Here is a 26,510-nt window from a genome sequence, read left to right on the forward strand (position 1 = left end):
ATGAACAAAATTACATATATAGCACTTATGCTTTTAGGTTTAGCTTCTTCTTCAGTAGTAGCTCAAAGCCGTAAAGACAGCCTCACTACCAAGGTGGTAGATGTGGTAAAGTCGTATGCTCCTACCATCGCCGATGCCGATAAAAAACGCGAAGATGCCAAAATTAAAGATTCGCTTACAGTAAAAAAGAAAAAGATAAACTATACTATCTATTCTGTGCCAGTAGCCTCTACTTTTGTACCCGATAAAGGACGTGCAGCAGCTATCAAGCAGAAAATAGTGCGCGAAGATTATCAAAACTCGTATATTGCAGGTGGTTTAGGAATGCTCAACACTTTCTATGCCGATGCGAATCTCAATTATCGAGTGAACGATAATGGGCGTGTTTCTTTCTTGCTGAACCACCTCTCATCTTCCGATGATGCCGATGAGGTAATTCCTGAGATGAACTATTCAAACTCTTCAGCCGAATTGCGTTACGACTACCAAAGTCAAGATGTGTTGTGGGGCTTAAATGCCGATGTGGGCAGACGTTTGCACAACTGGTATGGAATCCGCAAAAATACTTTCACTAATGCCGAATTGCGCGGCAAGGTAGATGAGGTAAACCAAATCTATTTTGATTACGGATTGGGCGGCTATTTGCAATGGTCAAATCCTTATTTCAAAGGATTAGATTTCGCTATTCGCGGACTTTCCGACCATTTCCAAAGCAAGGAAATCAACGTGAAAGCACAACCTTCGTTTGAAGTGCCTCTTACCGATGAACAGAAAGTCAATGCCAATGTGCTCGTAGATTACTACGATGGTAGTTTTACACGTAAGGACAATCTCATCAACGATATGGATAACCGCTGGATGCTCTTTGGGGTAAATCCCTCTTACCAATTGGTAGTAGATAACCTCAATGTAAAATTAGGAGTGTCGTTAATGTATGTAGATGCCAATAAATCGGTAGATAGTAAGTTCAAAGCCTACCCCGATGTAGAAGCCTCTTACAACCTCACCGATAGCGCTATATTGCACGCAGGAGTACGCGGAGGTATGCAGCAAAACACTGTTGAAAAACTCACCAAAGCCAATCCGTATCTTGCACCTATGCAAGAAATTAAACCTACCAATGTACAAGTAGATGGCTTTGTGGGGGTAAACGGTAAGGTAGGTAGTGATTTGCAATACCGCTTAAAAGGTAGTTACCGCCAGTATAAAGAAATGCCTCTCTTCACCACCAATAGCGAGCGACCTTTGTTGGGAGTTGAACCTCTGCCTTATCAGTACTACAACTCTTTCAACTTGTTGTACGATGAGGTGAGCGATTTCGAGTTCTTAGCAGGAATAGGTGGTAATTTGAAGGATATCGTTACTTTCAATTTTACAGGTCAGTATAACAACTACAAAGCTCGTACGCAGCGCGACAAAACCGCTTGGAATCTCCCTAACGTACGTGTTTCTCTCTACACCGATTTCAAAATTTTACCTAACCTTTTCACAGGGATAGATTTGTTCTACACTGGTGCACGTGAAGACCTCGATTATCAAATAGGAAGTGCAGTGCCAGAGAAAATCAACCTCAGTGGTTATTTAGACCTCAATTTCCATATTGATTATACCTTTAATAAGAATTGGCAAGTATTCCTAAAAGCCAATAACCTTACTGCACAACGTCACCAAAATTGGGTGTATTACCCATCACAAAGCATACAAGCCTTTGCAGGAATTAAATACATATTTAAATTAGGAGATAGATAATAAGTAACAAAAAAAATCATCTCATACTTTGCCAAAGTTCCCAGCCTGTGCGGCTCACAACTTTGGCAAAGTTTTTTCTATCCCCCTATTCCCTAATCCCTGTCCCCTAACTCCTAACCCCTGACACCTGACACCTAAAATTGGTAAATTCAAAAATTATTATTATCTTTGTCGCTCACTAATATGCAATAGATATGAAGCTCTTCATTATCTTATTCCTTACATTCTTTAGCACTATTGCCCAAAGTCAGAACCTTTCGCTCCTGCCTCCTATCTACAACTACTCTCAAACTCAATATAAGGCAGGGATGCAAAACTGGCAAGTAACTCAGTGTGAGGATGGTGTACTTTATGTAGCTAATAACCAAGGGCTACTTACTTTCGACGGACAAGTATGGCAACTGCACTACTTGCCACAAAAGAAAATTGCGCGTTCGGTATTCGCCGATAGTAGCAACCCTAACTTGCGCGTATATGTCGGCTCCTTTGAAGAATTTGGGTATTTTCAGCGCAATGCTCAAAACCGATTGGTATATACTTCGCTGAAAGACCAGCTCAAAGGTTATTCGTTTCACAACGACGAAGTATGGCAAATCTTCAAATACCAAGGAAAAATATATTTCCAAACCTTCTCTTCTTATTTCGTGTACGACGGTTCTCAGGTACAAGCATTCACTTCTCAGCCTGCCCCCTTTGCAATGTTTCCCTACGGCAACAAACTCTATATGCAGGGTATGAATGCTGGCTTTTATCTCATTGATGCTCAGCAAAAACTTCGTATGGAACTCTCAGCAGAACAGCTCAACGGGATAGTGATAGAAATCATTCCTTTCCAAAATGAATTGCTTTTGGTGACTAATAAAAACGGATTTTTTCGCTACAACCCTTCTACAGCCGAACTGCGAAAATTCCCTACCGAAATGGATGCTCTCTTCCCCTCACTTCGCATCAACCGCGCACTACTCACAGCTAACAATCTGCTCATTTTAGGAACACTCACCGAAGGATTATACGCCATAGACCCTCATAGTGGAAAGATTCTTGGACATATCCACAAGAAAAACGGACTGAATAACAACACTGTTTTGGGGCTCTACGAAGATGCGCAACATAACCTATGGGCATCCTTAGATAATGGCTTGGCAATGATAGAAATCCCAAGCAGGTTGCGCTATCTAAACCTCAATGGCGATGTAGAGCTCATAAGCGATATGGCACTGAAAGACAATGTGTATTATTTAGCATCTAACAAAGGTGTCTACACTTTTAAAGAGGGGAATCTCTCCAAAATCCCTAATTTCTCTAATCAAGTGTGGTTTGTGAAGCAGTATGACCATCAGCTGTTTGTAGGGCACAACAAAGGTGTTTCAGAACTTAAAGACAATCAGTTACAACCTCTTGATAATGTAGGAGTAGGAGGGATGGACTTGAAAAAAGGAGTTATCCACGGTCAGGAAGTGCTAGTAGGCTCGTCCTACTCGGTGCTTACCATTTATAAAAAAGATGCTGCGGGTCGTTGGGTGCCCTCTCATATCGTAAATGGTTATTTTGATCTTACCTATCGTGTGGAAATAGATGCTTTTGGTAATATATGGACGAACCACACCTATAGAGGCGTGAGCAAACTCTCTCTCTCCGAAGACCTTAAAAGCGTACAACACAAAGTAGCATACGACCAACTCAAAACCAAAGAATCCCTCAAATTACTGAAATTACGCGGTAAAATCATCTTTGCCGATGGGCAACAGTGGTATGACTACAACGACGACAAGCAAACCATTCTGCCTTACACACTCCTCAATGAGCAATTGCCACAACTCGCAACCACTCGCCATATAGTACCGCTGAACGACAACCGCTTTTGGTTCATCACCCCTACCGATTATCACTTAGTATCCTTTGCTAATGGTCAGTATAAAATAGAGGAAAAAATAGCCTTTAGCCAGTTGCAACATTCTGCAAGTGAAGAGCGTGCTGCCGCTTTTGTTACCCCCGATGGGGATACTTATTTCTGTTTAGATGGCAGTATTGCGCGTTATACACCCAAAACTCCTCAAGTGAAATTTCCTAATAACCTTAGCTTGAAAACTTTCCGCACCTACAATCGCTCAACCGACCAATATACACTGGAAAGTATCACTCCTCACGCTTCTATTCCTTATAGTAGAAATAATTTATTATTTGATTTTCAATATCCTAATTTTAGTAAAGAGTATTATCATTTATGGTATCAGTTAGAGGGGTACGACAAGCACTGGCGAGAAGTTACTAATGATTTTAAAGTGAATTACCAAAACCTTCCTTCAGGGCATTACCAACTAAAAGTGAAGATGCTCAACGAGTTAGGTGAAACATTATCTCATTATACTTTTCCTTTTTCGGTAACCACTCCTTGGTACAGAAGTGTATGGGCTTATATATTGTATTTAGCGGGATTTATAGGTGCAGGAGCATTGGTTACAGCTCTCTATTTGCGCTATAAAATGAAGAAAAAAGAGCGTTCGTATTTGCGTGAACGCCTGCGCCGTCAGCGCTTGTTAGAAGCACGAGAACAGGAAGTAACTAAATTGCAAAACCAAATGCTAATGGCTCAGTTAGACTACAAGAGCAAATCGTTAGCCGAAGCTACTATGATGAACATCACCCGCAACGAGTTCCTTACCAATCTCATTACAGAACTCGAAGAATTGATGGATAACCAAAAAGTGAGCAAAGCCAAAAGTAGGTTAATTTTGCAACACATACGCGAGAACATCTCTCAAGAAGACCAATGGCAAGTATTCCAAGAAAACTTTGATCTTATACACAAAGATTTCTTCAAAAAACTCAAAGAACTCTATCCGCAACTCACCCCCACCGATTTGCGTTTGGCAGTGCTTATCAGGCTTAACTATACATCCAAAGAAATTGCAACTATGCAAAATGTATCTCTTAGAGGGGTAGAAACTGCCCGCTACCGATTGCGTAAAAAACTTCAGTTAGCCGAAGAAAATAATCTATACGAATTCTTCGCCCAATTCAATTAATATTTTCATATCTCTTACCTCACACACTTTGTTAAAGTCCTTAATTGCCCGTGCGCTTTGCTCCTTTGGCAAAGCCTCCGAAACTCAAAAACAACAAGACTATCAACCGTTTTCTTACCTTTTATCTCTTACTTCTCACCTAAAAAATCTTTTCTTAATCAAAAGATTTTAAAATAGTTACAAAATGATGTAGTAGTAATGACGTAGTACTACAACAAAGCGTTTTGCCTATGTAGTAGAGAAAGCGAGCTTCTTTTTTTGCATATAAAAGAAAGAATAAGGAACTTTGCGACATAAATTCTTTAATAAACGTACGGAAATGAAAAAACTGTTGTTTTTCTTCCTGATAACCTTTCTCTCTCTTGCTGCTTATGCACAACCTAATATAGTGAGAGGGAAAGTATTTGAAGCAGGGACTAAAAACCCTATTCCAGGAGCTAATGTAATTGTGAAGGGTACGACCCGCGGCGTTTCAACCGACCTCGATGGAAACTTTACACTCGATAAAGTTTCACCAGGTGATGTGTTAGAAATTAGCTACATAGGTATGGAAACCCAAAATGTGAAAGTAGTAGCTGGACGCCACTACTTAGAGATTGCTCTCAAAGATGATACACAACAACTCAAGGAAGTGGTTGTTATAGGCTATGGGGCAGCTCAAAAACGAGACCTCACGGGCTCTATCGTTAGCCTCAAAACCGATGCCTTTGCCGATAGACCTTCGGCTAATCCCTTGGCTTCTATTCAAGGAAAAGTCGCTGGTGTGCAAATCGTCAATACAGGGCGGGCAGGGCAAGACCCCGAAATTCGTATCCGTGGTACAAATTCTATCAATGGTTATACACCGCTATACGTTGTCGATGGGCTCTTTACCGATAATATCAACTACCTCAACCCGCAGGATATCGAGTCTATGGAAATCCTCAAAGACCCCTCTTCGCTTGCTATCTTTGGGGTTCGCGGGGCTAATGGGGTGATTATCATTACCACCAAGAAAGCCAAAAAAGGACAAACTATCGTGAATCTCAATTCTTCTGTAGGGCTTAAATCTGTGGAAGACCGCGTTGCAATGACCGATGCCCAAGGCTTCAAAACGCTCTACAACGAGGATTTGGCTAACAAAGGTGCCGCCCCTTTTGATTATACACACTATCAAGCCAATACCGATTGGCAAGACCAAATCTTTCAGCGTGCGTGGGTGTACAACCACAATGTGAGCATCGCCACTTCTGGTGAAAAAGGGCGCTTCTATATGGGCGCTGGCTATACCGATGAAGAGGGTTCTATCAAGCACGAAAAACTCACCAAATACACCCTCAATCTCAGCAGCGACTACAATGTAACCGATTATCTGCGCTTTGGCTTCCAAGCCAATGGATCTCGCACCCTCCCTATCGATGCCAAAGGGGTCGGTACTGCCCTAAAAGCGGCTCCTATTGTAGCTCCTTACGACACTCAATCGGGTTTGCTAAATATAATGCCTAACTTCCAGCGTGCTCAAGTGTGGAATCCGCTTATCGATGTCGAAACACGTGCCAATCACAACAAAGGTTTGAATCATCGTTTGGCGGGCAATGTATATGGTGAGTTGGATTTTTTGAAGTATTTCACTTTCAAGGCAACTCTCTCTATGGATTACCGCATAGGTGAAAATCGTGAGTTCTCACCCATCATTTGGGTCTACAACCCTGATACCCAAAAAAGAGAAAGACTTACCGAACGCGAGGAGATCAAGCAATCTAAATCTACTACTGTTGATACGCAACAGGATTACATCCTCACCTTCAAAAGGCAAATGGGCAACCACAATATCACCCTCACTGGCGGACTTACCACGAACTATACTGAGCATAGTGAACTTTCTGCTGGCAGAAACCAACACGTAAACGATATTGTGTTCGGTATCCCCGAAAACCCCGATAAATGGTGGATTTCTTCTATCAGCGGTACCAATCTATCCAATGGCAGCAGTCAGTATCACCGTTTTACAATGTCGTATTTAGTGCGCGGTTTGTATAGTTATGGCAATCGCTATTTGTTCAACGCTTCTTTCCGCCGTGATGGAGCTTCAGTATTCCATCGCTTGGGCAATACGTGGGATAATTTCTATTCCTTCGGGGCTGGCTGGGTAGTGAGTGAAGAAGCTTTTATGAAAAACCAAAAAGTGGTAGATTACCTCAAACTCAAAGGCTCTTGGGGCGTTTTGGGTAACCAAAATACAGGCGGTAGAAACTACCCTACTTATCCTATCTTGCAATCTTCGGGCAGTGCCGTCTTTGGCGACCGTATCATCACGGGCTATGCCCCTGCTTATTTAGTGCAAAATTTAGGTTGGGAAAAGACCTATGCGTGGGAAGCTGGTGCCGAATTCCGCTTCTTGGGCAATCGCCTCAGCGTAGAACCTGTGTATTATCACAAGAAAACTAAAGACCTCATCGTGTTGCTCAGCGGTATTGCTGGAGCTAAGAACTCTTTGGAAAACCTTGGTGAGATTGAAAACAAAGGTTGGGAATTTTCTACCTCTTGGCAAGACCAACGCAAGGAAAGCGGCTTTAGCTATGGTGTAAGTGCTAACCTTACCACTATCGACAACAAAGTGTTATCACTCGGTAGGGGAGATAAAGATGCGCTCTACGAACACAACTCTGTGGCGCGTACTTTGGCAGGTTACCCTATTGGGCATTTCTATGGTTATAAAGTGAAAGGCGTGTATCAAACTTATGAAGATATCGATACTTCGCCTGCTAACAATATCACTACCGTAAAACCTGGGGATCTCAAATTTGAAGATATAAACGGCGATGGTGTAATCGATAGTAAAGACCGCACGATGATAGGCAACCCTACCCCCGATTTCACTTATGGATTTAGTGTAAATCTCGGCTATAAAGGTTTTGACCTCACCGCCGAGTTTATGGGAGCTTATGGCAACGAAATCTACCGCGGTTGGGGGGAGAGCAACTATGCTGCCCTCAACTACCAAGCCCATCGTTTGAACCGTTGGCACGGCAAAGGTACTTCTAATTGGGAACCGATATTAGATAGCAGCAGGGCTATCAATCAGCAAAATTCATCGTATTATATAGAAGATGGTAGCTTTTTCCGCTTCCGCAATGTGCAGTTGGGCTATAGCTTGCCACAGGAAGTAGTACAACGCTTCAAAGTACAGAAATTGCGCTTCTATGCCAATGTGCAAAATCTCAAAACTTGGCATAAGAACACGGGCTATGTGCCTGAAATTGGCGGTAGTGCCTTAGCTTTTGGTATTGATAATGGTACTTACCCTATGCCAATGATTGTTACCTATGGGGTGAACCTCACGTTTTAATTAACAATTGATAATTATGAAAAAGAATATATATCATATCATAGCAATAGGATGGATGGCAGTGAGTCTCGCCCTCTTTACCCATTGCAACAAGTTCGACCAAGAGCCACAAGGCGAATGGGTTGATGGCGACCAAAATGGCGTATCGGGCGCTTATGAAGCCGATGTTTTTACATTGTACGCCAAATTGCGCGGATTCTCTATAACCTCAGGGAATACAGCTTTAGCTATTCACAGCTTCCGCAGTGAAGATGCCGAAAAAGGCTCTATTGCCAGCGATGGGGCAGGTATGGCTGCAATGTTCGACGATTTCAACTATATAGCCTCCAATGGCAATATCAATAGTTATTATGTAGATAATTTAGCAGTAGTACACCTTGCGAATACCGTGCTCGACAAAATAGCTAAAGCTGACCAAAGCACTCTTACCGATGCCGATAAAATCAATAGGGGAGAGGCACACTTCTTCCGCGCTTTTGCTTATTTCAACTTGGTGCGTGCTTTTGGCGAAGTGCCTCTTATCAATTTCCGCATCTATAAAGATGAGGATGCCAATAAACCTAAGGCAAGCGTTGATAAAATCTATGAACTCATCGATGCCGATCTTACAGCTGCCGAAGCTGTTTTGCCCCGCACTTGGGGTGCCGTGTACGTAGGGCGCCTCACTTGGGGGGCAGCACGCGCGCTACACGCCAAAACTTATATGATGCGCTCTAATTGGCAAGCGATGTACACCGCCAGCACCGATGTAATTAACAGTGGTTTGTACAACCTCAGTACCCCTTTCAATAAAGTGTTTAGAGAAGAAGGCGAGAACTGCCCCGAGTCTATCTTGGAACTCCAATGTACTGCCAATGCGCAATACCCTCAATCTAATGAGGTAGGTAGTCAGTTTGCTCAAGTACAAGGGGTGCGTGGCTCGGGACAATGGGATTTAGGTTGGGGGTGGAATTGCCCTACCCAGCTTTTAGCCGATGCTTTTGAAGCAGGCGACCCTCGCAAAAATGAAACCCTGCTCTATTTTGCCAAAAGTGAAGCCGAAGCTGCTACTATGCAACCTAATACGCCTTATAATGAGAAACCTATAGCGGCAAGCAACGTGGTAAACAAGTATTACAACAAAAAAGCCTATACCAATCCAGCTTTGCGCAGTACCTATAGCAAAAGCGGACATTGGTTCAATATCCGCCTTATTCGCTATTCCGATGTGCTTTTAATGGCTGCTGAAGCTGCTAATGAACTCGGCAACAGTGCCCAAGCACTCGTCTATTTAGAGCAAGTGCGTGCAAGAGCACGGGCAGGCAACAACGCAATCCTACCTGCCGTTACGACTACTGTCCAAAGTGAATTGCGCGATGCTATTCGCCACGAACGCCGTGTAGAGCTCGCTATGGAATTCGATCGTTTCTACGATTTAGTGCGCTGGGGTATAGATGTGGATACCTTCCATAACGCGGGCAAAACCGCTTATCAAACCAAACACCGCCTCTTGCCCTTGCCTCAAGCGCAAATCGACCGTTCCAACGGAGTACTTGTTCAAAATCCTAATTATTAATTAGCTAATAGGTGTTAGGTATTAGGTGTCAGCAGCCAGCTAACATTACGTCATCTTTTACCTTTTACCTCTTATCTCTTATCTAAAAATGAAAAAATATATATTTTATATCAGCTTTATGGCAGGTCTTACAGCTTTTACCAGCTGCTATCAAGATTTAGACCAAGACCCGCCTTTTAATTATCCTGAGGAGGTAATCCCTCAGTACAACCCTCAAAAACTCTTGTTTACCTTTGAGGGTAATGCAAAAAATGTGAGTGGTTACAAAGTTCCTACGCTCTCTAAAGGCAATATCACCTATACAGAAGGCAAAAAAGGCAAAGCCTACCAAGGGGGGCAAGGTACTTATGTGTTTATCTCTCCTCGCACAGCGCGCTTTGCTGGCGATATATCTCTGAAAGATACGATATCTAACCTCGGTAGTTTTACAGTAGCTTTCTGGATGAATTCCCCTCAAGTGAATAAAGGAACAGGTATCTTTTCAATTCCCAATACTAAAAAGTTCTGGGGTAACCTCGATATTTTCTTAGATGGCAACAGTACTGCTGGCGAAGGACGTTTTAAAATGCACCTCTTCAATGGTACTGAAGAAAGGTGGGTAGAGACCAAAATCCCTGGTACTATTGGTGATTGGGTGTTTATGACCTTCCGTTACAACCACAAAACAGAAATGTTACACATTTTCAAAAATGGTGAAATTGTCTTTACGCGTGCCCTTACAGGTTGGGGACGAATTGTCTACAACAATATGGGTGATTTGGTGTTAGGTACTTATGGATTCCAAACTGATCCTCCTCAATCGTCAGACAAAGCACAAAATTGGGCACAGTCCTTCCCTGGCAAGTTAGACAACTTCGGCTTCTACAATCAAGCCCTTACCGATGAACAGATAAAAGCCTTGTATAATGAATAAAAAGAATAGTATTTACATAAAAAACAAATCCTTTTTAGATTCCCTTTTTGGCAAACGAGGGCTTAATACAAAACTTTTAGGGTTATGCTTGTTATTTTTCTTTCTTTCGTTTTCTCTTTCTGCTCAAAATGAAGCCTTTGCCAAAAAACACTACATTACGGCTCAGCAGGACACAATGCGCTATCGCTTTTTGCAGCCCGAGCAACTAAAAGAAGGCAAGAAATACCCTTTAGTGCTCTTCTTGCACGGAGCAGGTGAGAGAGGAAGAGATAATGAGAGTCAGTTGCGCAATGGGGGCACAGTGTTTAGCAATCCTGCAAACCGAGAAGAGTATCCTTGCTTTGTGCTCTTTCCTCAGTGCCCTGAGGGTGCGTATTGGTCGCTTGAAAAGCGCCCTGACCAAGGTTACAAAAGCGGTAATCCTCTGCCAAAAGATACTCCCATTACCAGTCATTTGCGCTTGGTGAAGGAACTTTTAGACGAGACTTTGGCTACTTACCCTATCGACCCTAAACGAGTGTACATTATGGGTATTTCAATGGGGGCGATTGCTACGTTAGATATGGTGTATCGCTTCCCCAATACTTTTGCCAAAGCTATCTCTATATGTGGGGCAACCAATATAGAGCGGATGCGTGAGTTCAAAGGGAAGACCCAATTCCGTTTCTATCACGGTGATATAGATGATGTAATTCCTGTAACCTACTCACGTGAAGCTTATAAAGCCCTAAAAACTACTGGCAAAAAAGCTGAATATATAGAGTTTTACGGGGCAAATCACAACGCTTGGCATCCCGCTTTCAACACTCCAGACTTTTTGCAATGGACTTTTAAAAAGAAATAATATACTTATGAACAAAAACAAACTTTTCACTTCCCACTTTTCACTTTTCGCTTTCCTCCTGCTCTTCATTTCTTGCGGTTGTAGCAAGGACAATAAAAAGGTGGTAGAAAACCCTACTCCTCAGCCACCTACCGAAAAGAACCGCCCAATGGAATTTGCTTCCGATGAGGCTTTCTTAGATTATATCCAGCGTGTGCACCTCAACTATATGTGGGAGGGAGCAGAACCTAATTCGGGTTTAGCCCCTGAACGCAATCATATAGATGTCCCTTCCGATGATGCTCATATCATCACTACGGGAGGTTCGGGCTTTGGGATTGCAGGGCTATTGGTAGGCGTAGAACGCGGTTTTATCCCTCGTGCACAAGCGGTAGAAAGATTTACAAAAATCGTAACTTTCTTGGAGAAAGCCGATCGTTATCACGGGGTATGGTCACACTGGATTGATGGTCGTACCGGTAAAACCAAACCTTTCGGACAGAAAGACAATGGGGGCGACCTTGTAGAAAGTGCTTTCTTGATGCAAGGATTGCTCTGCGTGCGTCAGTATTTCAAAGATGGCAACGATACCGAAAAATCCTTAGCCCAGCGCATTGATAAACTATGGCGCGAAATGGAATGGGATTGGTATCTCAACGGACAAGAGGTACTCTATTGGCATTGGAGTCCTGATTATGCTTGGCAGATGAATTTCCCTTTGAAAGGTTATAACGAGTGCCTAATTACCTATATTTTAGCAGCTGCTTCGCCTACGCACACCATTCCTGCTTCGGCTTATCACAATGGTTGGGCACGCGGGGGAGCTATCAAAAGCACTCAGGTAACGTACAATCTGCCATTGATTCTCAAACACAACGGCGCAGAGCAATACGGAGGTCCTCTATTTTGGGCGCATTATTCGTATATAGGCTTGAACCCCAAAGGACTCAGCGATGATTATGCTAATTACTGGGATTTGAACCGCAATCACACCCTTATCAACTACAAATATTGTGTAGAAAACCCCAAAGGTTATAAAGGTTATGGAGCAAACTGCTGGGGACTTACCGCCAGTTATTCAGTAAAAGGCTACTCAGCCCACCAACCAACTAACGATTTAGGGGTAATTGTGCCTACTGCCGCCCTTTCCAGCTTCCCTTATACACCTCAAGAATCTATGGCAGCCCTCAAACATTTCTATTACGATTTAGGAGATGTGATATGGGGTAAATACGGCTTTTATGATGCTTTCAGCGAGCAAGCAGTTTGGTATCCTAAACGCTATCTCGCAATCGACCAGCTCACTATTGCCCCAATGATAGAAAACCACCGCACAGGCTTCGTATGGAAACTGTTTATGAGTTGCCCCGAAGTGCAACAAGGACTCAAAAAACTAAACTTTAAGGTACAATAACCACAACTTCTTACTTAGCCATCCCATTATAGCCTTTGCCAAAGCTCTTAATTGCCCGTGCGGCTCTTACCTTTGACAAAGGTTATTTATCCTTTTTTCTAGTCTCTAATTTGTTAATTAACAAATTACTTTCTACCTTTGCCAGCAACTAAAACTCTATACCTTATGCGTATGCGTGTTTTTCTATGTATTTTGATAGGTTGGTGGGGAATGATGATACACGCACAATTGTTACCTCCTATCTATAACTATACCCCCTCAGAATATAAGGGGGAAAGCCAGAATTGGAAAATATGTCAAGCTGACAACAAGAAGATATATTTTGCTAATAACATAGGTCTCTTGGAGTTCAATGGGGTAGTGTGGCAGCGTTACCCTTTGCCCAACGGAGCCATTGCTCGTGCCGTAAGTGCCAAAGGCAACACCCTTTATACCGGTGGTTTTGCCGAATTTGGCTATTGGCAACCTAACAAATTCAATGAACTACAATACACCTCTTTAAGCAGCCAATTAAACCCCGCCGATATAGAAGATGAAGAGATTTGGAAAATCATCTTTTCCGATCGCTGGGTATTGTTCCAATCGCTGCATAAAATCTTTATTTATGATACTCAGCAACAGCGTTTTAAGATAATTAGCGCTACTCATCACCTACCTAAAATCTTCAAAATAGGTGAGCATATCTATTTCCAAAAGATGAAAGAAGGCTTGTTCAAGCTCGTCAATGGTGAAGAAGTATTAGTTACCGATCACCCTCTCTTTCGCGAACATATCCTCATCAATCTACTTCCTCAAAAAGAACACTTTCTATTCGTTACCCAAGACAAAGGAATTTACGAAGGTACGCCTACCCAAATTGAAGCGTGGAAAGTAAGCGCTTCTCAATTGATTAACACCCTCAATATATATAGTTGCGAGCGACTAAGCGATGGCTCATTGGTGTTGGGGACTATTGCCAAGGGCGTGTATAGAATTTCTGCTAAGGGTGAGCTCTTGGAGCATCTGCAGCAAAAAGAAGGCTTGCAAAACAACACAGTACTCTCTATTTTCGAGGACAAAGAACACAATGTATGGCTGGGGTTAGACAATGGTATCAGTATGGTGAATTTCTTTTCACCTTTCCGTTTGTATAAGGATTATGAGGGGATACTCGGGGCAGTCTACACCTCCATTGTACATCAAGGAACCTTGTATTTGGGTACCAATCAAGGATTGTTCTACACCCCCTTCCCCTTGCAATCGAATAGTAAATTCAGTCTTGTTGAGGGAACTAACGGACAGGTATGGCAACTAAAAGTAGTGGAAAATACACTGTTCTGCGGTCATAATTCGGGTACGTTTATTATAGAGAATCACCAAGCTACCTCTATATGTAACCTATTGGGTACGTGGGATGTAAAACCTATAGCAGGACATTCTAATTGGCTCTTGCAAGGCAATTACGAAGGCTTGCATTTGCTTGAAAAGAAAGATGGGCGTTGGCAGTATCGCAATAAAATAGAAGGATTCAACGTGTCGAGTAGATTTTTTGAGTTTATCTCACCTACCGAACTATTGGTGAGCCACGAGTATAAAGGGGTCTTTCGCTTGCAACTGAATGATGATTTTACCAAAGTAACCCAAGTACACAAAGAAACTTCTGCCCCAATGGGACGCAAGTCGGCAATTGCCAAATACCGTAATGAGATTTGGTATTTCACCGAAAAAGGCTTGTTTAAATACAACACTACAACCCATAAATTTCTACAAGATGAAGCCCTTACACAGCAGCTATTCCACCAAGATAGTTACCTATCGGGTACGCTTGTACAAGGCAAGGACGAGGGCTTGTGGGCATTTACTCAGCACAATATCGTAAAGATAGCACAAGGCAAACTTGACAATGTTCCTCAACTGAAAAAAATGCCTCTCTCAGCATCGTTCCGCAAAGACCTCGTAGGCTATGAAAATCTTTATGAATACCGCGAAGGCGACTGTCTGTTGGGTACTAGCACGGGCTTTATGAGTTTTGTATTCAACCAAGTAACCCATACACCCTACGAGGTGCATATAGAACACATTGCTAGCAGTAGGGTAGAGGGGGCTTTGCGTGCTATTGCCTTAGATACCAAAGAAATAGAATTCAATCATACCGAAAACAACTTCACTTTTAGTTATAGCGTGCCTGCTTATTGTGGTATGTTTCCATCGGTATACCAATATAAACTCAAAGGACTTTATGAGCATTGGAGCGATTGGAGTGAAGAGGCTACGGTGCGCTTTGAAAACCTGCCTGCGGGCGATTATACTTTCTTGGTAAGAGCCAAAGTAGGTGATGCTGTCTCACCTAATACCGCTTCTTTTCATTTCGTAATTCGCAAACCTTGGTATGCCACCAATGTGATGATAGCCTTTTACATTGCACTTCTATGCGGATTGCTCTTGGTGGTGCATCGCGTGTATAGAGTGCATTACAAGCGTCATAAGAAAAAAGTAGAGCAAGAAAAAGAAAAAGAACTCGCCCTTATGCAATTAGAGAACGACCGTACCGTAATGCAACTGCGCAATGATAAACTCCAAAGTGAAGTAGAGAGCAAAAACCGTGAACTTGCGGCAACTACTATGAGCATAGTGCGCAAAAACGAACTGCTGATGAGTATCAAAGAGGCTCTTTTGAGCAGTGGTAATGACAAAGAAGTGCTACATATTGTAGACGATAATATCAATAGTGAAGGCGATTGGGAACATTTCCAAGAAATTTTCAACCAAACCGACCGTGATTTTCTCACCCGCCTCAAAAACCTCCATCCTGATTTAACCCCCAATGATATCAAACTGTGCATTTACCTGCGATTGAACCTTTCCAGCAAAGAAATAGCCCCATTGCTAAATATCTCTACCCAAAGTGTAGAGATCAAGCGTTATCGCCTCCGCAAAAAGATGCTTTTAGAACGCAATCAAAACCTCACCGATTATATTTTAAAACTCTAAAATTATCACTACACTTTGCCAAAGTCCTTAGACTTTGGCAAAGGCTATTTAACATTCTATCACCTATACATTACCTATACAACCCCGTTTTTTAACAGATACTTTTACTTGTTTTTTACCTTTACATTCACTTTGTAGAATATTTATAAACGTACTATATTACAATCAATTAAAAAATGAAACTTATCAATAATCAACTATACAAGCCCCAAAAAATAACCCTTGTATATTTTTTGTATAGGTAAAATCTTTTGTGTGTTGAAAAATTGCGTTTATATTTGTGCTGTAATTAAAACATAAACCAAAAGAAAGAAAAAGCAATATATATGAAAACATTTTTCTTACCTATTCTACTGTTTTTATGTACAAGTTTGGCAATGGCTCAAACTTATCGCATAAAAGGAAATGTGAAAGACGCTACAGGTACTCCTATGATAGGGGTTTCAGTAGTGGTCAAAGGCACTTCACACGGTGTCTCTACCGATTTTGACGGGAATTTCACCTTAGAAAACGTCAAAAAAGGTCAGTTGTTAGTTTTCTCTTACGTGGGCTACACTACTCAAGAGAAAACGATAGCCAGTGGCAATCCAGTAAATATCATTTTGGAAGAGGATACTCAAACTCTCGGTGAAGTGGTAGTTATTGGGTATGGTACTCAAAAGGTCAAGGACGTAACAGGTTCTGTATCAGTGGTAGATGCTAAAACTATCGATGAACTCAAACCTGTAGATGCGGCTACTGCGCTGCAAGGTACTACCTCAGGGGTGAGTGTAAACAAGGCTTCAGGGTCACCTGGGGGGAAGATCAACATTCTCATTCGCGGGGTGAGTTCTAACGGTAGCAACGAACCTTTGGTAATTATCGATGGTTATGAAGGGGCTCTCAATAGTATCAACCCCGAGGATATTGAGAGTCTTACGGTATTGAAAGATGCACAAGCAGCTATCTATGGTATCAAAGGAGCCAATGGGGTAGTGCTCGTAACTACTAAGGGTGGACGTAAAAATACACCTTTGGAAGTGAAAATCAGTTCGTATGCAGGTATCCAGCAAACTACCAAAAAGTTGGATTATATGAACGCTACCGAGTATGCTGCTTTGCTTAACGAAAGCTATGCCGCCAACGGTCAGCCATTACCTTTTGGCAATTTAGCTGCTTTAGGTAAAGGTGTCAATTGGCAAGATGAGGTCTTCAAAAATACGACAATTTCCGATGTAACTGCTAGCATCTCTGGCGGTGGTGAGAAATTCAGTTATTACTTTGGTGCTTCTCACCTTACTCAGGACGGTATTGTCGCTCCTGAAAAATCTAACTTCAAACGCAATAATGTGAAAGTGAGTTTGGGTGCCGATATCACCCCAAAACTCAAAATGAACTTCACTGCCAACTATTACAACAACAAGCGCAAAGCCATTGAGGAAAACGGTTTGGGTGCAGTGCTCTTCAACGCTTTGAACTTCTCACCTACTTATAAATTAGACGATGAGGATTTAACAGGCTTCTTGGGCAATGAGGTGATCAACCCTTTAGCACAGATTAAAAATACTTATAATCAGTACGATGGCAATGGTTTGGAAGGTAACTTTCAGTTGAGTTATAAACTTATCGAAGGTTTAGACCTTACTTCACGCATCGGGTTTAAAACCTATAACGATGAGAAAAAAGATTTCCAACCGCTGAGCTTCTTTGGTACAGGTAAAATTTTCAACCGTAGCCGTAGTACAGTAACGCAAGATAAGAATGAAACTCACGCTTATACGTGGGAAACTTTCGCTACTTACAACAAAACTTTCTGGAAAAACCACAACACTTCACTCACTCTGGGTACCAGTGCACAACGCAATTGGGGCAGCGGCTTGAGTGCTACAGGCTACGATGTGCCTAACAACTCTTGGGATTTTGCCGATATTGGTCTCACCACTGGTACGAACAGTAGCAAAACGAACAATTCCTATGTAAATGATTCGCGCCTTACTTCTTTCTTTGGTCGTTTGCAATACGATTATAAGAGCAAATACCTTCTATCAGCAATGTTGCGCCGTGATGCTTCTTCCGATTTTCCTAAAGATAATCGCGCCGACCTATTTTCATCAGTAACTGCCGGTTGGAAAGTCTCCGATGAAGGCTTCTTAAAAGATAGCAAATGGATAGACTTCCTTAAATTGCGTGGTAGTTATGGTACACTCGGTAACAATGCGGGTAAAAACCTCTATAAGGCGATTTTAAACGGGGAAGCCGTGTATGTGTTCAACGGACAAATAGTGCGTGGTACTGCTGTAGGCAAATTGCCTAACCCAAGTGCCAAATGGGAAGTAGCCGAAAAGTTAGACGTTGGTTTTGACTTCAATACGCTCGGCAACCGCTTGTCGTTAGTGTTTGATTATTTTATAGAAAAACGCAACGATTTGCTTATCTCCAATTTTCCAGTATCAGGAATTATAGGTACAGCTGCACCAGGGGCTTCAAACCCTACTGTGAATGCAGGAAATACTGAGAATAAGGGCTTTGAGGTAGCGTTAGGTTATAGAAGTGATGTAACCAAACCTTTCTCTTGGGGCTTCAACTACAATATCACCCGTTTAGACGGCAAAGTGGTGTCAATCAATGGTGATGTGATTCCTGAAGGAGGAGCTTTCAGCGTGGGTCAGTTAGCTCCTTCACGTATGGAAGTGGGGCAACCTATTGGCTACTTCTATGGTTTACAAGCCGATGGTATCTTCCAAAACCAAGCTGAGGTAGATGCGCACCCTTCACAACTTGCTTTGGGGGCGCCTGCCAAACCTGGTGACATTCGTTATAAAGATGTAAATGGCGAAGGAGTCATCGATTTTAAAGACCGTACTTATTTGGGTAAACCTACCGCTACTTACTATATGGGATTGAATCTCAATGCAAAGTATAAAAACTTTGATTTTTCAACCTATATGTATGCTGAGTTAGATAAAGAGATGGTGCGCAACTACGAGCGTTCACAACCTAACGTAAACCGTCAGCGTTTATATCTTGATCGTTGGCGCGGAGAGGGCACCAGCAATAGCGTGCCTCGCGTAACCACAGGGGCGACTACCAATAATTTGTTCTCAAGTTTCTTTGTTGAGGATGCCTCTTTCTTGCGCATTCAGAATGTACAGTTGGGCTATTCTATTCCTGCCTCAATATTAGAGAGTATGAAAATGAAGAGTTTCCGCGTGTATTTTTCAGTAAACAATGCCTTTACTTTCACTAAGTACAAAGGTTATGACCCTTCAGCTACCTCTGGCGATGCTATTGGTGGTGGTATCGATTACGGCTTCTATCCACAAGCTCGTCAGTTTATCTTAGGATTTAATACTTCATTTTAAAAACCATACAAACAAATGAAAACGATATACAAACTACAGAAATGGACAGTAGGGCTAATGCTTCTTGTTTTTGCCCTTGCTTGTTCCGATGATTTTCTCGATAAAACCAAACAGTACGAGATAAATTCTGAAAGTTACTTCAATTCTAAAGAAGATTACCAAAATGCGCTGATTGCAGCCTACGATTTGTTGCATTCTACATATATAAATGTATTGATGGGCGAAATAGCTTCCGATAATACGCTTTGTGGGGGTGAAAGTGCTTCCGATGTACCTGGATTCCAACAAATAGACCAGATGATTCACACCCCTATCAATAGCCAACTCAAAAACTTGTGGGACTGGATGTTTGCAGGCGTGAACCGCTCAGCTTATATTTTGGAATTCCAAAACAAAACTGCTTTTGAGGGCAAAGAGGTGATTATTGCCGAAGCGCACTTCCTCCACGCTTATTACAATTTTGAACTCGTGAAATGGTTTGGAGCGATTCCACTTAAAGAAAACAAACGCTTTGAACGTGGCGACGAACAAAAAATACCTCGTTCTCCCGTGAGTGAGGTCTATGCTTCTATTGAAAAAGACTTGCTTGCTGCCATCCCTCACTTGCCTACAACACCTCCCGACGGACAAATAGGGCGTGCTACCAAAGGCGCTGCTCAAGCACTACTTGGCAAGGTGTATTTATACCAAAATAAATTTGCCGAAGCTGCTCAAATATTAGAAACTGTAATACATAGCAATACTTATTCTCTCGTAACCGACTATGCCTCTATCTTTGAAAAAGAAGGTGAAAATGGCGCTGAATCAGTGTTCGAGGTACAGTATTCTGATGCTGAAGGTGCTGGTTTTGAGTGTTTGCAATGTAGTGAAGGGAACGTGGCAGTAGGGTTTAACAGTATCCGCAACTATAATGGACCTACTTTCGATTCTGGCTATAGTTTCAATGTGCCCGTACAAGAAGCGGTCGATGCTTTTGAAGCTGGCGACCTCCGCAAAGATGTTGCTATCTTGGATATCGTAGCGTGGGCAGCAGCGAACAACGCTACTTATGCCGAAGGGTATAAACATACAGGCTATTTCAATAGAAAATATATTGCTCGCAAAGGAGACCTCAATACCCCCGACCAAAACCTTACCAACCCTAATAACTATCGTGCCATTCGCTATGCCGATGTGCTCTTAATGGCTGCCGAAGCGCTCAACCGTGGTAATATCAGCGATGAACGCGCTCGCGACTATCTCAACCAAGTGCGCAAACGTGCCTTTGGCGATGAAAATCATAATATTACGGTGTCAGGCTCTGCCCTTACTGAGGCGATATGGAAAGAACGCCGTGTAGAGTTCTTAGGTGAAGGATTGCGCTTTTTCGACTTAGTGCGTACTGGCAAAGGTGCCGAAATACAAGGGTTTACTGCCAATAAAAACGAAGTGTTCCCCGTGCCTTACGAAGAAATACGCTTTGCTAATGGTAACTGGCAACAAAACCAAGGATATTAATGACGAACTTCTTACCTCTTACCTCTTATCTAAATTAAAATGAAAACACTCAAAACCCTAATAGCACTACTGTTCCTTATTGGAATGGTAGCTTGCGAAAAAGATAAGGACGACCTCAGTTTCGTCCAAAATGCCACGGCTCCTACCGATGTCTCTGCTAAATTTCAGGTGAGCACCGATAACTCAGGAGCTGTAACCATCACCCCAATAGCTACGGGAGTAACCTCCTATAAGGTCTACTTTGGCGATAGCACTGCAACTCCCACTACAGTAAAAGCAGGAGGTTCGGTAACACATACTTATGCTGAAGGTAGTTACCAAGTGAAAATAGTAGCTGTGAACATCGCTGGCAAGGAAGCCGAAGTGACCTTGCCTTTAGAGGTGTCGTTCCGCGCCCCTGAAAATGTAGAAGTAACTGTGGCTAACGACCAAGCAGTTTCTAAAAAAGTGAATGTAACGGCTAAAGCTAACTTTGCGATTACCTATGATGTGTATTTCGGTGAGAGCGCCGATGAAAAACCAGTGTCTGGCAATATAGGTCAAGAAGTTTCGCACATTTATAAACAAACAGGTACTTATACCCTTACGATAGAGCTGAAAGGTGCTGGCAAACAAACTACCAAAGTACAAAAATCGGTACGAGTAATTGCCTTGCAACAGCCAACTACTGCAGCTCCTCAGCCTCCAATCCGCAAAGCACAAGAGGTCGTTTCGCTTTTCAGCGGACGATATACCAATGTGGCAGGCACCGATTTCAACCCTAATTGGGGGCAAGCCACTGCCTACAATCTCTTTAAGTTGGGTACCGATGAAATCTTGCAATATGCTCACCTCAATTATCAAGGTATCCAATTTGCCCGAGAAATCAACCTATCAGCGATGGACTTCTTACATTTAGATGTTTGGACTGCCGATGCTACCGCTTTAGATATCTATTTGATTAGCAAAAGCACAGGTGCTGACGGTGAGAAATTCATCAAAAAGACCCTCACTGCCGATAAGTGGACAAGCATTGATATTCCGCTAAGCGACTACACCAAACAAGGATTTGTAATCACCGATGTACACCAAATAAAATTGGTAGGACAAGGTACCGTATTTATTGATAACTTGTATTTCTACAAAAAATCGAATACCGTGATAATCGAAAACTTTGAAGGTACAGCTCCCGAATTTACTACCTTTGGTGATATGGCAAATGTAGAAGTAGTTGCTAACCCCAATACTACAGGCAATACATCTACTAAAGTAGTAAAAATGGTGCGTACCAAAGGTAGCCAAACGTGGGCAGGAGCGTTCTTCACTTCCGAAAATTTGGATATGAACGCTCATAAAGTCCTTAAATTGAAAGCGCTATCACCTAAAACTGGTATTGTTGTAAAAGTAAAATTAGAGAATGCTGCGGGCAATATTTCTAAAGAAGTAGATGCTCGCATCACCAAAAAGAACACTTGGGAAGAACTTTCGTTTGATTTTACTGGCATTGATACCAGCGCAACCTACACTAAAGTAGTTGTTTTCTTCGACTTTGGTGAAAAAGGTGATGATACCACTTATTACTACGACGAAATAACACTGAATTAATTGCTCGTGCAACTCGCACCAAATTAACAAATTAAAATGAAAACCTTAAATCTTTTAACCCTATTAGTTGCTTTTGTCTTTATAAGTTGTAAAGATAAGCACGAGTTTGGAGACCTTACACCTCCTTCTAATGTAAATGCCTCATTCAGTATCGTGGGGGCTGATAACTCTCATCCTCACGGTGATGGCACGGGCTTGGTGAACTTTGTAGTAACCGCCCAAAACGCCATTTCTTACCGTGTCGATTTCGGCGACGGCAAGACCGAAATGGCTCCCTCTGGTAAAATCCAACACCGCTATACTAAAGTAGGTACCAACAAATTTACAGCAGTAGTAAGTGCTGTAGGTGCAGGAGGATCTATGAGTTCTGTGTCTTTAGAATTGGAAGTATATAGTTCCTTCTCCGATGCTGAAGCCGAAAATATGCTCGCTGGTAAGAATGTAGGCGATACTAAAACTTGGTATTGGGCTGCCAATGTAGCAGGATATGCAGGCTTAGGACCTCAAGAAAGTGGCGATAATGGCGAATATGGCTACCCCGCTTGGTGGCAAGCAACACCATTCGATGCTACACGTACTTGTATGTTCGAAAATTCCTTCATCTTCACCCGTACAGCCAATGGTATTACCTATAAACAAACTGCCAATCACGTGTTTATACCAGGAGCTTATGCTGAGGTGTTAGGTGTAACTAAAGACCAATGTCACGGCACCGATGTAGTCCCTACAATTACAGGTGAAAAACAAGTTTCCTTTGTGCCTTCTACTTCCAAAGCTGCTACCCAAGGTAAGTATGACAATAAAGCCTATCGCGGTACAGCTATCGAGCTCTCCAATGGCGGTATGCTTGGTTGGTGGGTTGGTGCAAGTACTTATGATATCATCAGCCTTAGCGATACCCAACTCATCGTGCGCGTGATGCAACCTAACAGTCAGTTTGCTTGGTATCACATTTTCACCACTACTAAACCTTCCGAAAATAGTTTTACTAACCTTGTGTGGTCTGACGAATTTAACAAAGCGGGTACCCCCGATGCGACCAAATGGACGTATGATTTAGGCAAAGGTAGCAACGGTTGGGGTAATAACGAGTTGCAAACCTATACCAAAGACCCTGAAAATGTGAAAGTGGAAAATGGAGTGCTAAAAATCACTGCCAAAGCCGATGGAAATGGGGGGTATACCTCTGCCCGCCTCAAAACCGAAGGCTTGTATGGTTTCAAATATGGTAAAGTGGAAATTAAAGCCAAATTACCAGCTTCTCAAGGCACCTGGCCTGCAATGTGGTTCTTAGGTAACAACTTCGCTACCGAGGGTTGGCCTAAATGTGGTGAGATAGATATGCTCGAGCAAAAAGGTAATAAAAAGACTCATATTCTCGGTGCTTGCCATTGGTATGACACCGATAGCAACCATCAGGGCGATTACGACAAAGAAACGGCGGTAGCAGGCACATCAAACGATTTTCATATCTATACAATGACGTGGACAGAAAAAAAGATTATCTTTGCAGTCGATAACAAGAACTATTTCGAAATGGATAACAACGCTAAATTGCCATTCAACCAAAAATTCTTCCTCATTCTAAACGTTGCAATGGGAGGAACACTGGGAGGTCAGGTAGCTAATAATTTCACCGAAGATAGCCTTGAAATTGATTACGTGAGAATTTATCAGTAATTCAATCGCAAACTTTTTATGTAGGGGCGTATGGTTTACCCTCACATCACCAATCACATTTGCGTCGCATTATGTAGGGGCGTATTGTATACGCCTACACAACTAATCATATTTTTGTAAATTCGTGAGTTTATATCGAACTCACCTTAAAATAAGTTTTATGAAGAAATTAATCTGTGCTGCTACTATCTTATTCGCTGTAGCAGCTTGTAACAACTCGTCGAAAACCAATGATAACACCCCCGTGAAATGGGAGTCCTTCAGTGGCGATAAAAACATCGAACGCAAAGTAGATTCTTTGTTAGCACTGATGACCTTAGAAGAAAAAATCGGACAGCTCACTCAGTTTGCTGCCGATTGGGATGTTACAGGTCCCGTAATGTCCGATGACTTTCAGCCTTACCTCGAAAAAGGTCTTGTGGGCAGTGTGTTCAACGCTGTTACCGTACCTGGGGTGCGCAAAATGCAGGATATTGCCGTGAAGAAAAGTCGTTTAGGCATTCCTATCCTCTTTGGTTACGACGTGATTCACGGTTATAAAACCATTTTCCCTATGTCGCTCGCCGAAGCTTGCTCTTGGGATTTAGACCTAATGCGCCAAACCGCTGCCATTGCTGCCGAAGAAGCTGCCGCCGATGGTATCAAATGGACATTTGCTCCTATGGTAGATATTGCTCGCGATCCGCGCTGGGGTCGTGTGATGGAAGGCGCTGGCGAAGACCCTTTCTTGGGAAGTGAAATCGCTAAAGCTCGCGTACAAGGATTTCAAGGAGGTACCGACTGGCGTTCGCTCAATAAAACCAATACTATTTTGGCGTGCGTAAAACACTTTGCTGCCTATGGTGCTGCCGAGTCAGGCCGCGACTACAACACCGCCGAGCTCTCCCAACACACTCTGTGGAATGTCTATCTCCCTCCTTATAAAGCAGCTATCGATGCAGGAGTAGGCACCGTAATGGCTTCCTTCAACGAGGTGAATGGCATCCCTGCAACAGCCAACCGCTACCTAATGACGGATATTCTCCGCAAGCAATGGGGCTTCAAAGGCTTTGTAGTAACCGATTATACTGGTATCAACGAACTCATTCCTCACGGTATTGCTGCCGACAATAAGCACGCTGCCGAATTGGCTATCAATGCAGGTATTGATATGGATATGACAGGTTCTAACTTTATCAAGCATCTCAAAAAATCAGTTGAAGAGGGTAAAGTAAAAGAAGAAGCTATCAACACCGCTGTACGCCGTATCTTGGAAATGAAATTCGTGTTGGGCTTGTTTGACGACCCTTACAAGTTCCTCGATGAAAACCGCGCCAAAGCAACCCTTATGAAACCAGAGTTCTTGCAAGTGGCACGCACTGCGGTTACTAAATCAGTGGTATTGCTCAAAAACAATGCTGAGGTATTGCCTATCACTCCCGATATGGTGAAAAAGGTAGCTCTTATAGGACCTATGGTAAAAGATTCTATCAACCAAAATGGCGAGTGGCAAGGTCGTGGCGACCGTGAGCTCAGCGCTTCTCTTTTCAAAGGATTACAAGAAGTGTATAAAGATAGTAAGGTGCAGTTTAGCTATGCCAAAGGTTGTACGCTTACCGCTACAACTGCTGCCGATATAGCCAAAGCAGTAGCCACAGCACGTGCCGCCGATGTAGCAGTGGTAGCCTTAGGTGAAGATTATAACTGGTCTGGTGAATCTGCTTGCCTCACCGATATACGTTTGCGTGCGCCTCAACGCGAATTGTTACGTGCGCTCAAGCAAGCAGGCAAACCTATAGTATTATTGGTGTATAGCGGTCGTCCGCTTGATCTCAGTGAAGAGAGTGAATTAGCCGATGCCATTTTGCAAGTGTGGTTCCCTGGTACCCAGTCAGGTTATGGCATCGCCGATGTATTAGCAGGCAAGTATAACCCTTCAGGGCGTTTGGTGATGAGTTTTCCTCGCAATGTAGGTCAAGTGCCGGTCTATTACAACCAAAAAGCTACTGGTCGTCCCGTAGATCCTAATAATCCAATGGGTGATTATCGTTCTAAATATGAGGATTCACCTATCACACCGCTTTATCCATTTGGTTACGGATTGAGTTATACCACCTTTAATATTAGTAATGTACAACTCAGCAGTGCCACCCTCAACAAAGGAGGCAAACTCACCGTTACAGCCCAAGTAGCCAATACCGGCAAGCGCGATGGTGAAATAGTAGTGCAATTGTACATTCGCGATTTGGTAGGTAGTGTAACCCGTCCAGTCAAAGAGCTCAAAGGATTCCAAAAAGTGGCTCTCAAAGCAGGTGAAAGCAAGCAAGTACAGTTTGAAATTACTGAAGACCTCTTAGCCTTCTACAACGCCGATTTGAAAAAAGTAACCGAACCCGGTGCTTTCAAACTCTGGGTAGCTCAACACTCCGCCGACAACAGCAACGAAAAAGAATTCGAACTAAAATAGATTTTTTCTTTCATTATTGCTAAACTTTGCCAAAGGTTTTAATAGCTTCACAGCTACACCTTTGGCAAAGTTTTTTATCTCTATTTTCAAACCCCTTTCCAAGAACCCCGAGAACTCCTGAGTCTCTCTGAGAACTCCCACCACCCTACAACCCGTGCAACTCCCACCGCTCCCACCGCTCCCA

General features: G+C 42.7%; 13 protein-coding genes. All 13 read left to right on the forward strand.

The window, feature by feature from the left end; all coding sequences use genetic code 11:
- The 13 genes from CGC57_RS08400 to CGC57_RS08460 all read left to right on the forward strand — a co-directional run bounded on the left by CGC57_RS08400 (position 1) and on the right by CGC57_RS08460 (position 26,326).
- Entirely contained in the window at positions 1–1,749 is a 1,749-nt protein-coding gene (locus CGC57_RS08400; RefSeq protein WP_095898782.1) for a TonB-dependent receptor, read from the forward strand.
- A gap of 194 nt (positions 1,750–1,943) precedes the next feature.
- Positions 1,944–4,775 carry a triple tyrosine motif-containing protein gene (locus CGC57_RS08405; RefSeq protein ID WP_095898783.1) on the forward strand — a complete coding sequence of 944 codons (2,832 nt, stop codon included), beginning with the start codon at positions 1,944–1,946 and terminating at the stop codon, positions 4,773–4,775.
- Positions 4,776–5,094: 319 nt separating this feature from the next.
- Entirely contained in the window at positions 5,095–8,103 is a 3,009-nt protein-coding gene (locus CGC57_RS08410) for a SusC/RagA family TonB-linked outer membrane protein (RefSeq protein WP_095898784.1), read from the forward strand.
- A gap of 16 nt (positions 8,104–8,119) precedes the next feature.
- On the forward strand, positions 8,120–9,658 hold the full coding sequence (locus CGC57_RS08415) for a RagB/SusD family nutrient uptake outer membrane protein (protein ID WP_095898785.1): 1,539 nt from the start codon (positions 8,120–8,122) through the stop codon (positions 9,656–9,658).
- An 88-nt stretch (positions 9,659–9,746) separates the two neighbouring features.
- Positions 9,747–10,571, forward strand: coding sequence for a LamG domain-containing protein (locus CGC57_RS08420; protein ID WP_095898786.1), 825 nt, complete (start codon positions 9,747–9,749; stop codon positions 10,569–10,571).
- Complete coding sequence (locus CGC57_RS08425) at positions 10,564–11,415, forward strand: carboxylesterase family protein (RefSeq protein WP_095898787.1); 852 nt, start codon at positions 10,564–10,566, stop codon at positions 11,413–11,415. The genes CGC57_RS08420 and CGC57_RS08425 overlap by 8 nt, the downstream gene beginning before the upstream one ends.
- A 7-nt stretch (positions 11,416–11,422) precedes the next feature.
- Complete coding sequence (locus CGC57_RS08430; protein WP_095898788.1) at positions 11,423–12,808, forward strand: glucoamylase family protein; 1,386 nt, start codon at positions 11,423–11,425, stop codon at positions 12,806–12,808.
- 165 nt (positions 12,809–12,973) lie between these two features.
- Positions 12,974–15,778, forward strand: coding sequence for a triple tyrosine motif-containing protein (locus CGC57_RS08435; RefSeq protein WP_095898789.1), 2,805 nt, complete (start codon positions 12,974–12,976; stop codon positions 15,776–15,778).
- Between the two features lie 326 nt (positions 15,779–16,104).
- Positions 16,105–19,119 (forward strand): SusC/RagA family TonB-linked outer membrane protein, encoded by a 3,015-nt coding sequence (locus tag CGC57_RS08440; RefSeq protein ID WP_095898790.1) that lies wholly within the window; start codon positions 16,105–16,107, stop codon positions 19,117–19,119.
- 15 nt (positions 19,120–19,134) lie between these two features.
- On the forward strand, positions 19,135–20,616 hold the full coding sequence (locus CGC57_RS08445; RefSeq protein ID WP_095898791.1) for a RagB/SusD family nutrient uptake outer membrane protein: 1,482 nt from the start codon (positions 19,135–19,137) through the stop codon (positions 20,614–20,616).
- A gap of 39 nt (positions 20,617–20,655) precedes the next feature.
- The gene (locus CGC57_RS08450) at positions 20,656–22,200 is read left to right on the forward strand and encodes a PKD domain protein (RefSeq protein WP_095898792.1); all 1,545 of its coding nucleotides are present in this window, start codon (positions 20,656–20,658) and stop codon (positions 22,198–22,200) included.
- A gap of 36 nt (positions 22,201–22,236) precedes the next feature.
- Complete coding sequence (locus CGC57_RS08455) at positions 22,237–23,880, forward strand: family 16 glycosylhydrolase (RefSeq protein ID WP_095898793.1); 1,644 nt, start codon at positions 22,237–22,239, stop codon at positions 23,878–23,880.
- A 160-nt stretch (positions 23,881–24,040) separates the two neighbouring features.
- Positions 24,041–26,326 carry a glycoside hydrolase family 3 N-terminal domain-containing protein gene (locus CGC57_RS08460; RefSeq protein ID WP_095898794.1) on the forward strand — a complete coding sequence of 762 codons (2,286 nt, stop codon included), beginning with the start codon at positions 24,041–24,043 and terminating at the stop codon, positions 26,324–26,326.
- Positions 26,327–26,510: the final 184 nt, after the last annotated feature.

The sequence above is a fragment of the Capnocytophaga sputigena genome (assembly GCF_002302495.1).
In the GTDB taxonomy this organism is placed as follows: Bacteria; Bacteroidota; Bacteroidia; order Flavobacteriales; family Flavobacteriaceae; genus Capnocytophaga; species Capnocytophaga sputigena.

What these genes read in the sequence shown, in the direction of transcription:
- CGC57_RS08400 (WP_095898782.1), top strand. Translation starts at nt 1, where the DNA reads ATGAACAAAATTACATATATAGCACTTATGCTTTTAGGTTTAGCTTCT.
- CGC57_RS08405 (WP_095898783.1), top strand. Translation starts at nt 1,944, where the DNA reads ATGAAGCTCTTCATTATCTTATTCCTTACATTCTTTAGCACTATTGCC.
- CGC57_RS08410 (WP_095898784.1), top strand. Translation starts at nt 5,095, where the DNA reads ATGAAAAAACTGTTGTTTTTCTTCCTGATAACCTTTCTCTCTCTTGCT.
- CGC57_RS08415 (WP_095898785.1), top strand. Translation starts at nt 8,120, where the DNA reads ATGAAAAAGAATATATATCATATCATAGCAATAGGATGGATGGCAGTG.
- CGC57_RS08420 (WP_095898786.1), top strand. Translation starts at nt 9,747, where the DNA reads ATGAAAAAATATATATTTTATATCAGCTTTATGGCAGGTCTTACAGCT.
- CGC57_RS08425 (WP_095898787.1), top strand. Translation starts at nt 10,564, where the DNA reads ATGAATAAAAAGAATAGTATTTACATAAAAAACAAATCCTTTTTAGAT.
- CGC57_RS08430 (WP_095898788.1), top strand. Translation starts at nt 11,423, where the DNA reads ATGAACAAAAACAAACTTTTCACTTCCCACTTTTCACTTTTCGCTTTC.
- CGC57_RS08435 (WP_095898789.1), top strand. Translation starts at nt 12,974, where the DNA reads ATGCGTATGCGTGTTTTTCTATGTATTTTGATAGGTTGGTGGGGAATG.
- CGC57_RS08440 (WP_095898790.1), top strand. Translation starts at nt 16,105, where the DNA reads ATGAAAACATTTTTCTTACCTATTCTACTGTTTTTATGTACAAGTTTG.
- CGC57_RS08445 (WP_095898791.1), top strand. Translation starts at nt 19,135, where the DNA reads ATGAAAACGATATACAAACTACAGAAATGGACAGTAGGGCTAATGCTT.
- CGC57_RS08450 (WP_095898792.1), top strand. Translation starts at nt 20,656, where the DNA reads ATGAAAACACTCAAAACCCTAATAGCACTACTGTTCCTTATTGGAATG.
- CGC57_RS08455 (WP_095898793.1), top strand. Translation starts at nt 22,237, where the DNA reads ATGAAAACCTTAAATCTTTTAACCCTATTAGTTGCTTTTGTCTTTATA.
- CGC57_RS08460 (WP_095898794.1), top strand. Translation starts at nt 24,041, where the DNA reads ATGAAGAAATTAATCTGTGCTGCTACTATCTTATTCGCTGTAGCAGCT.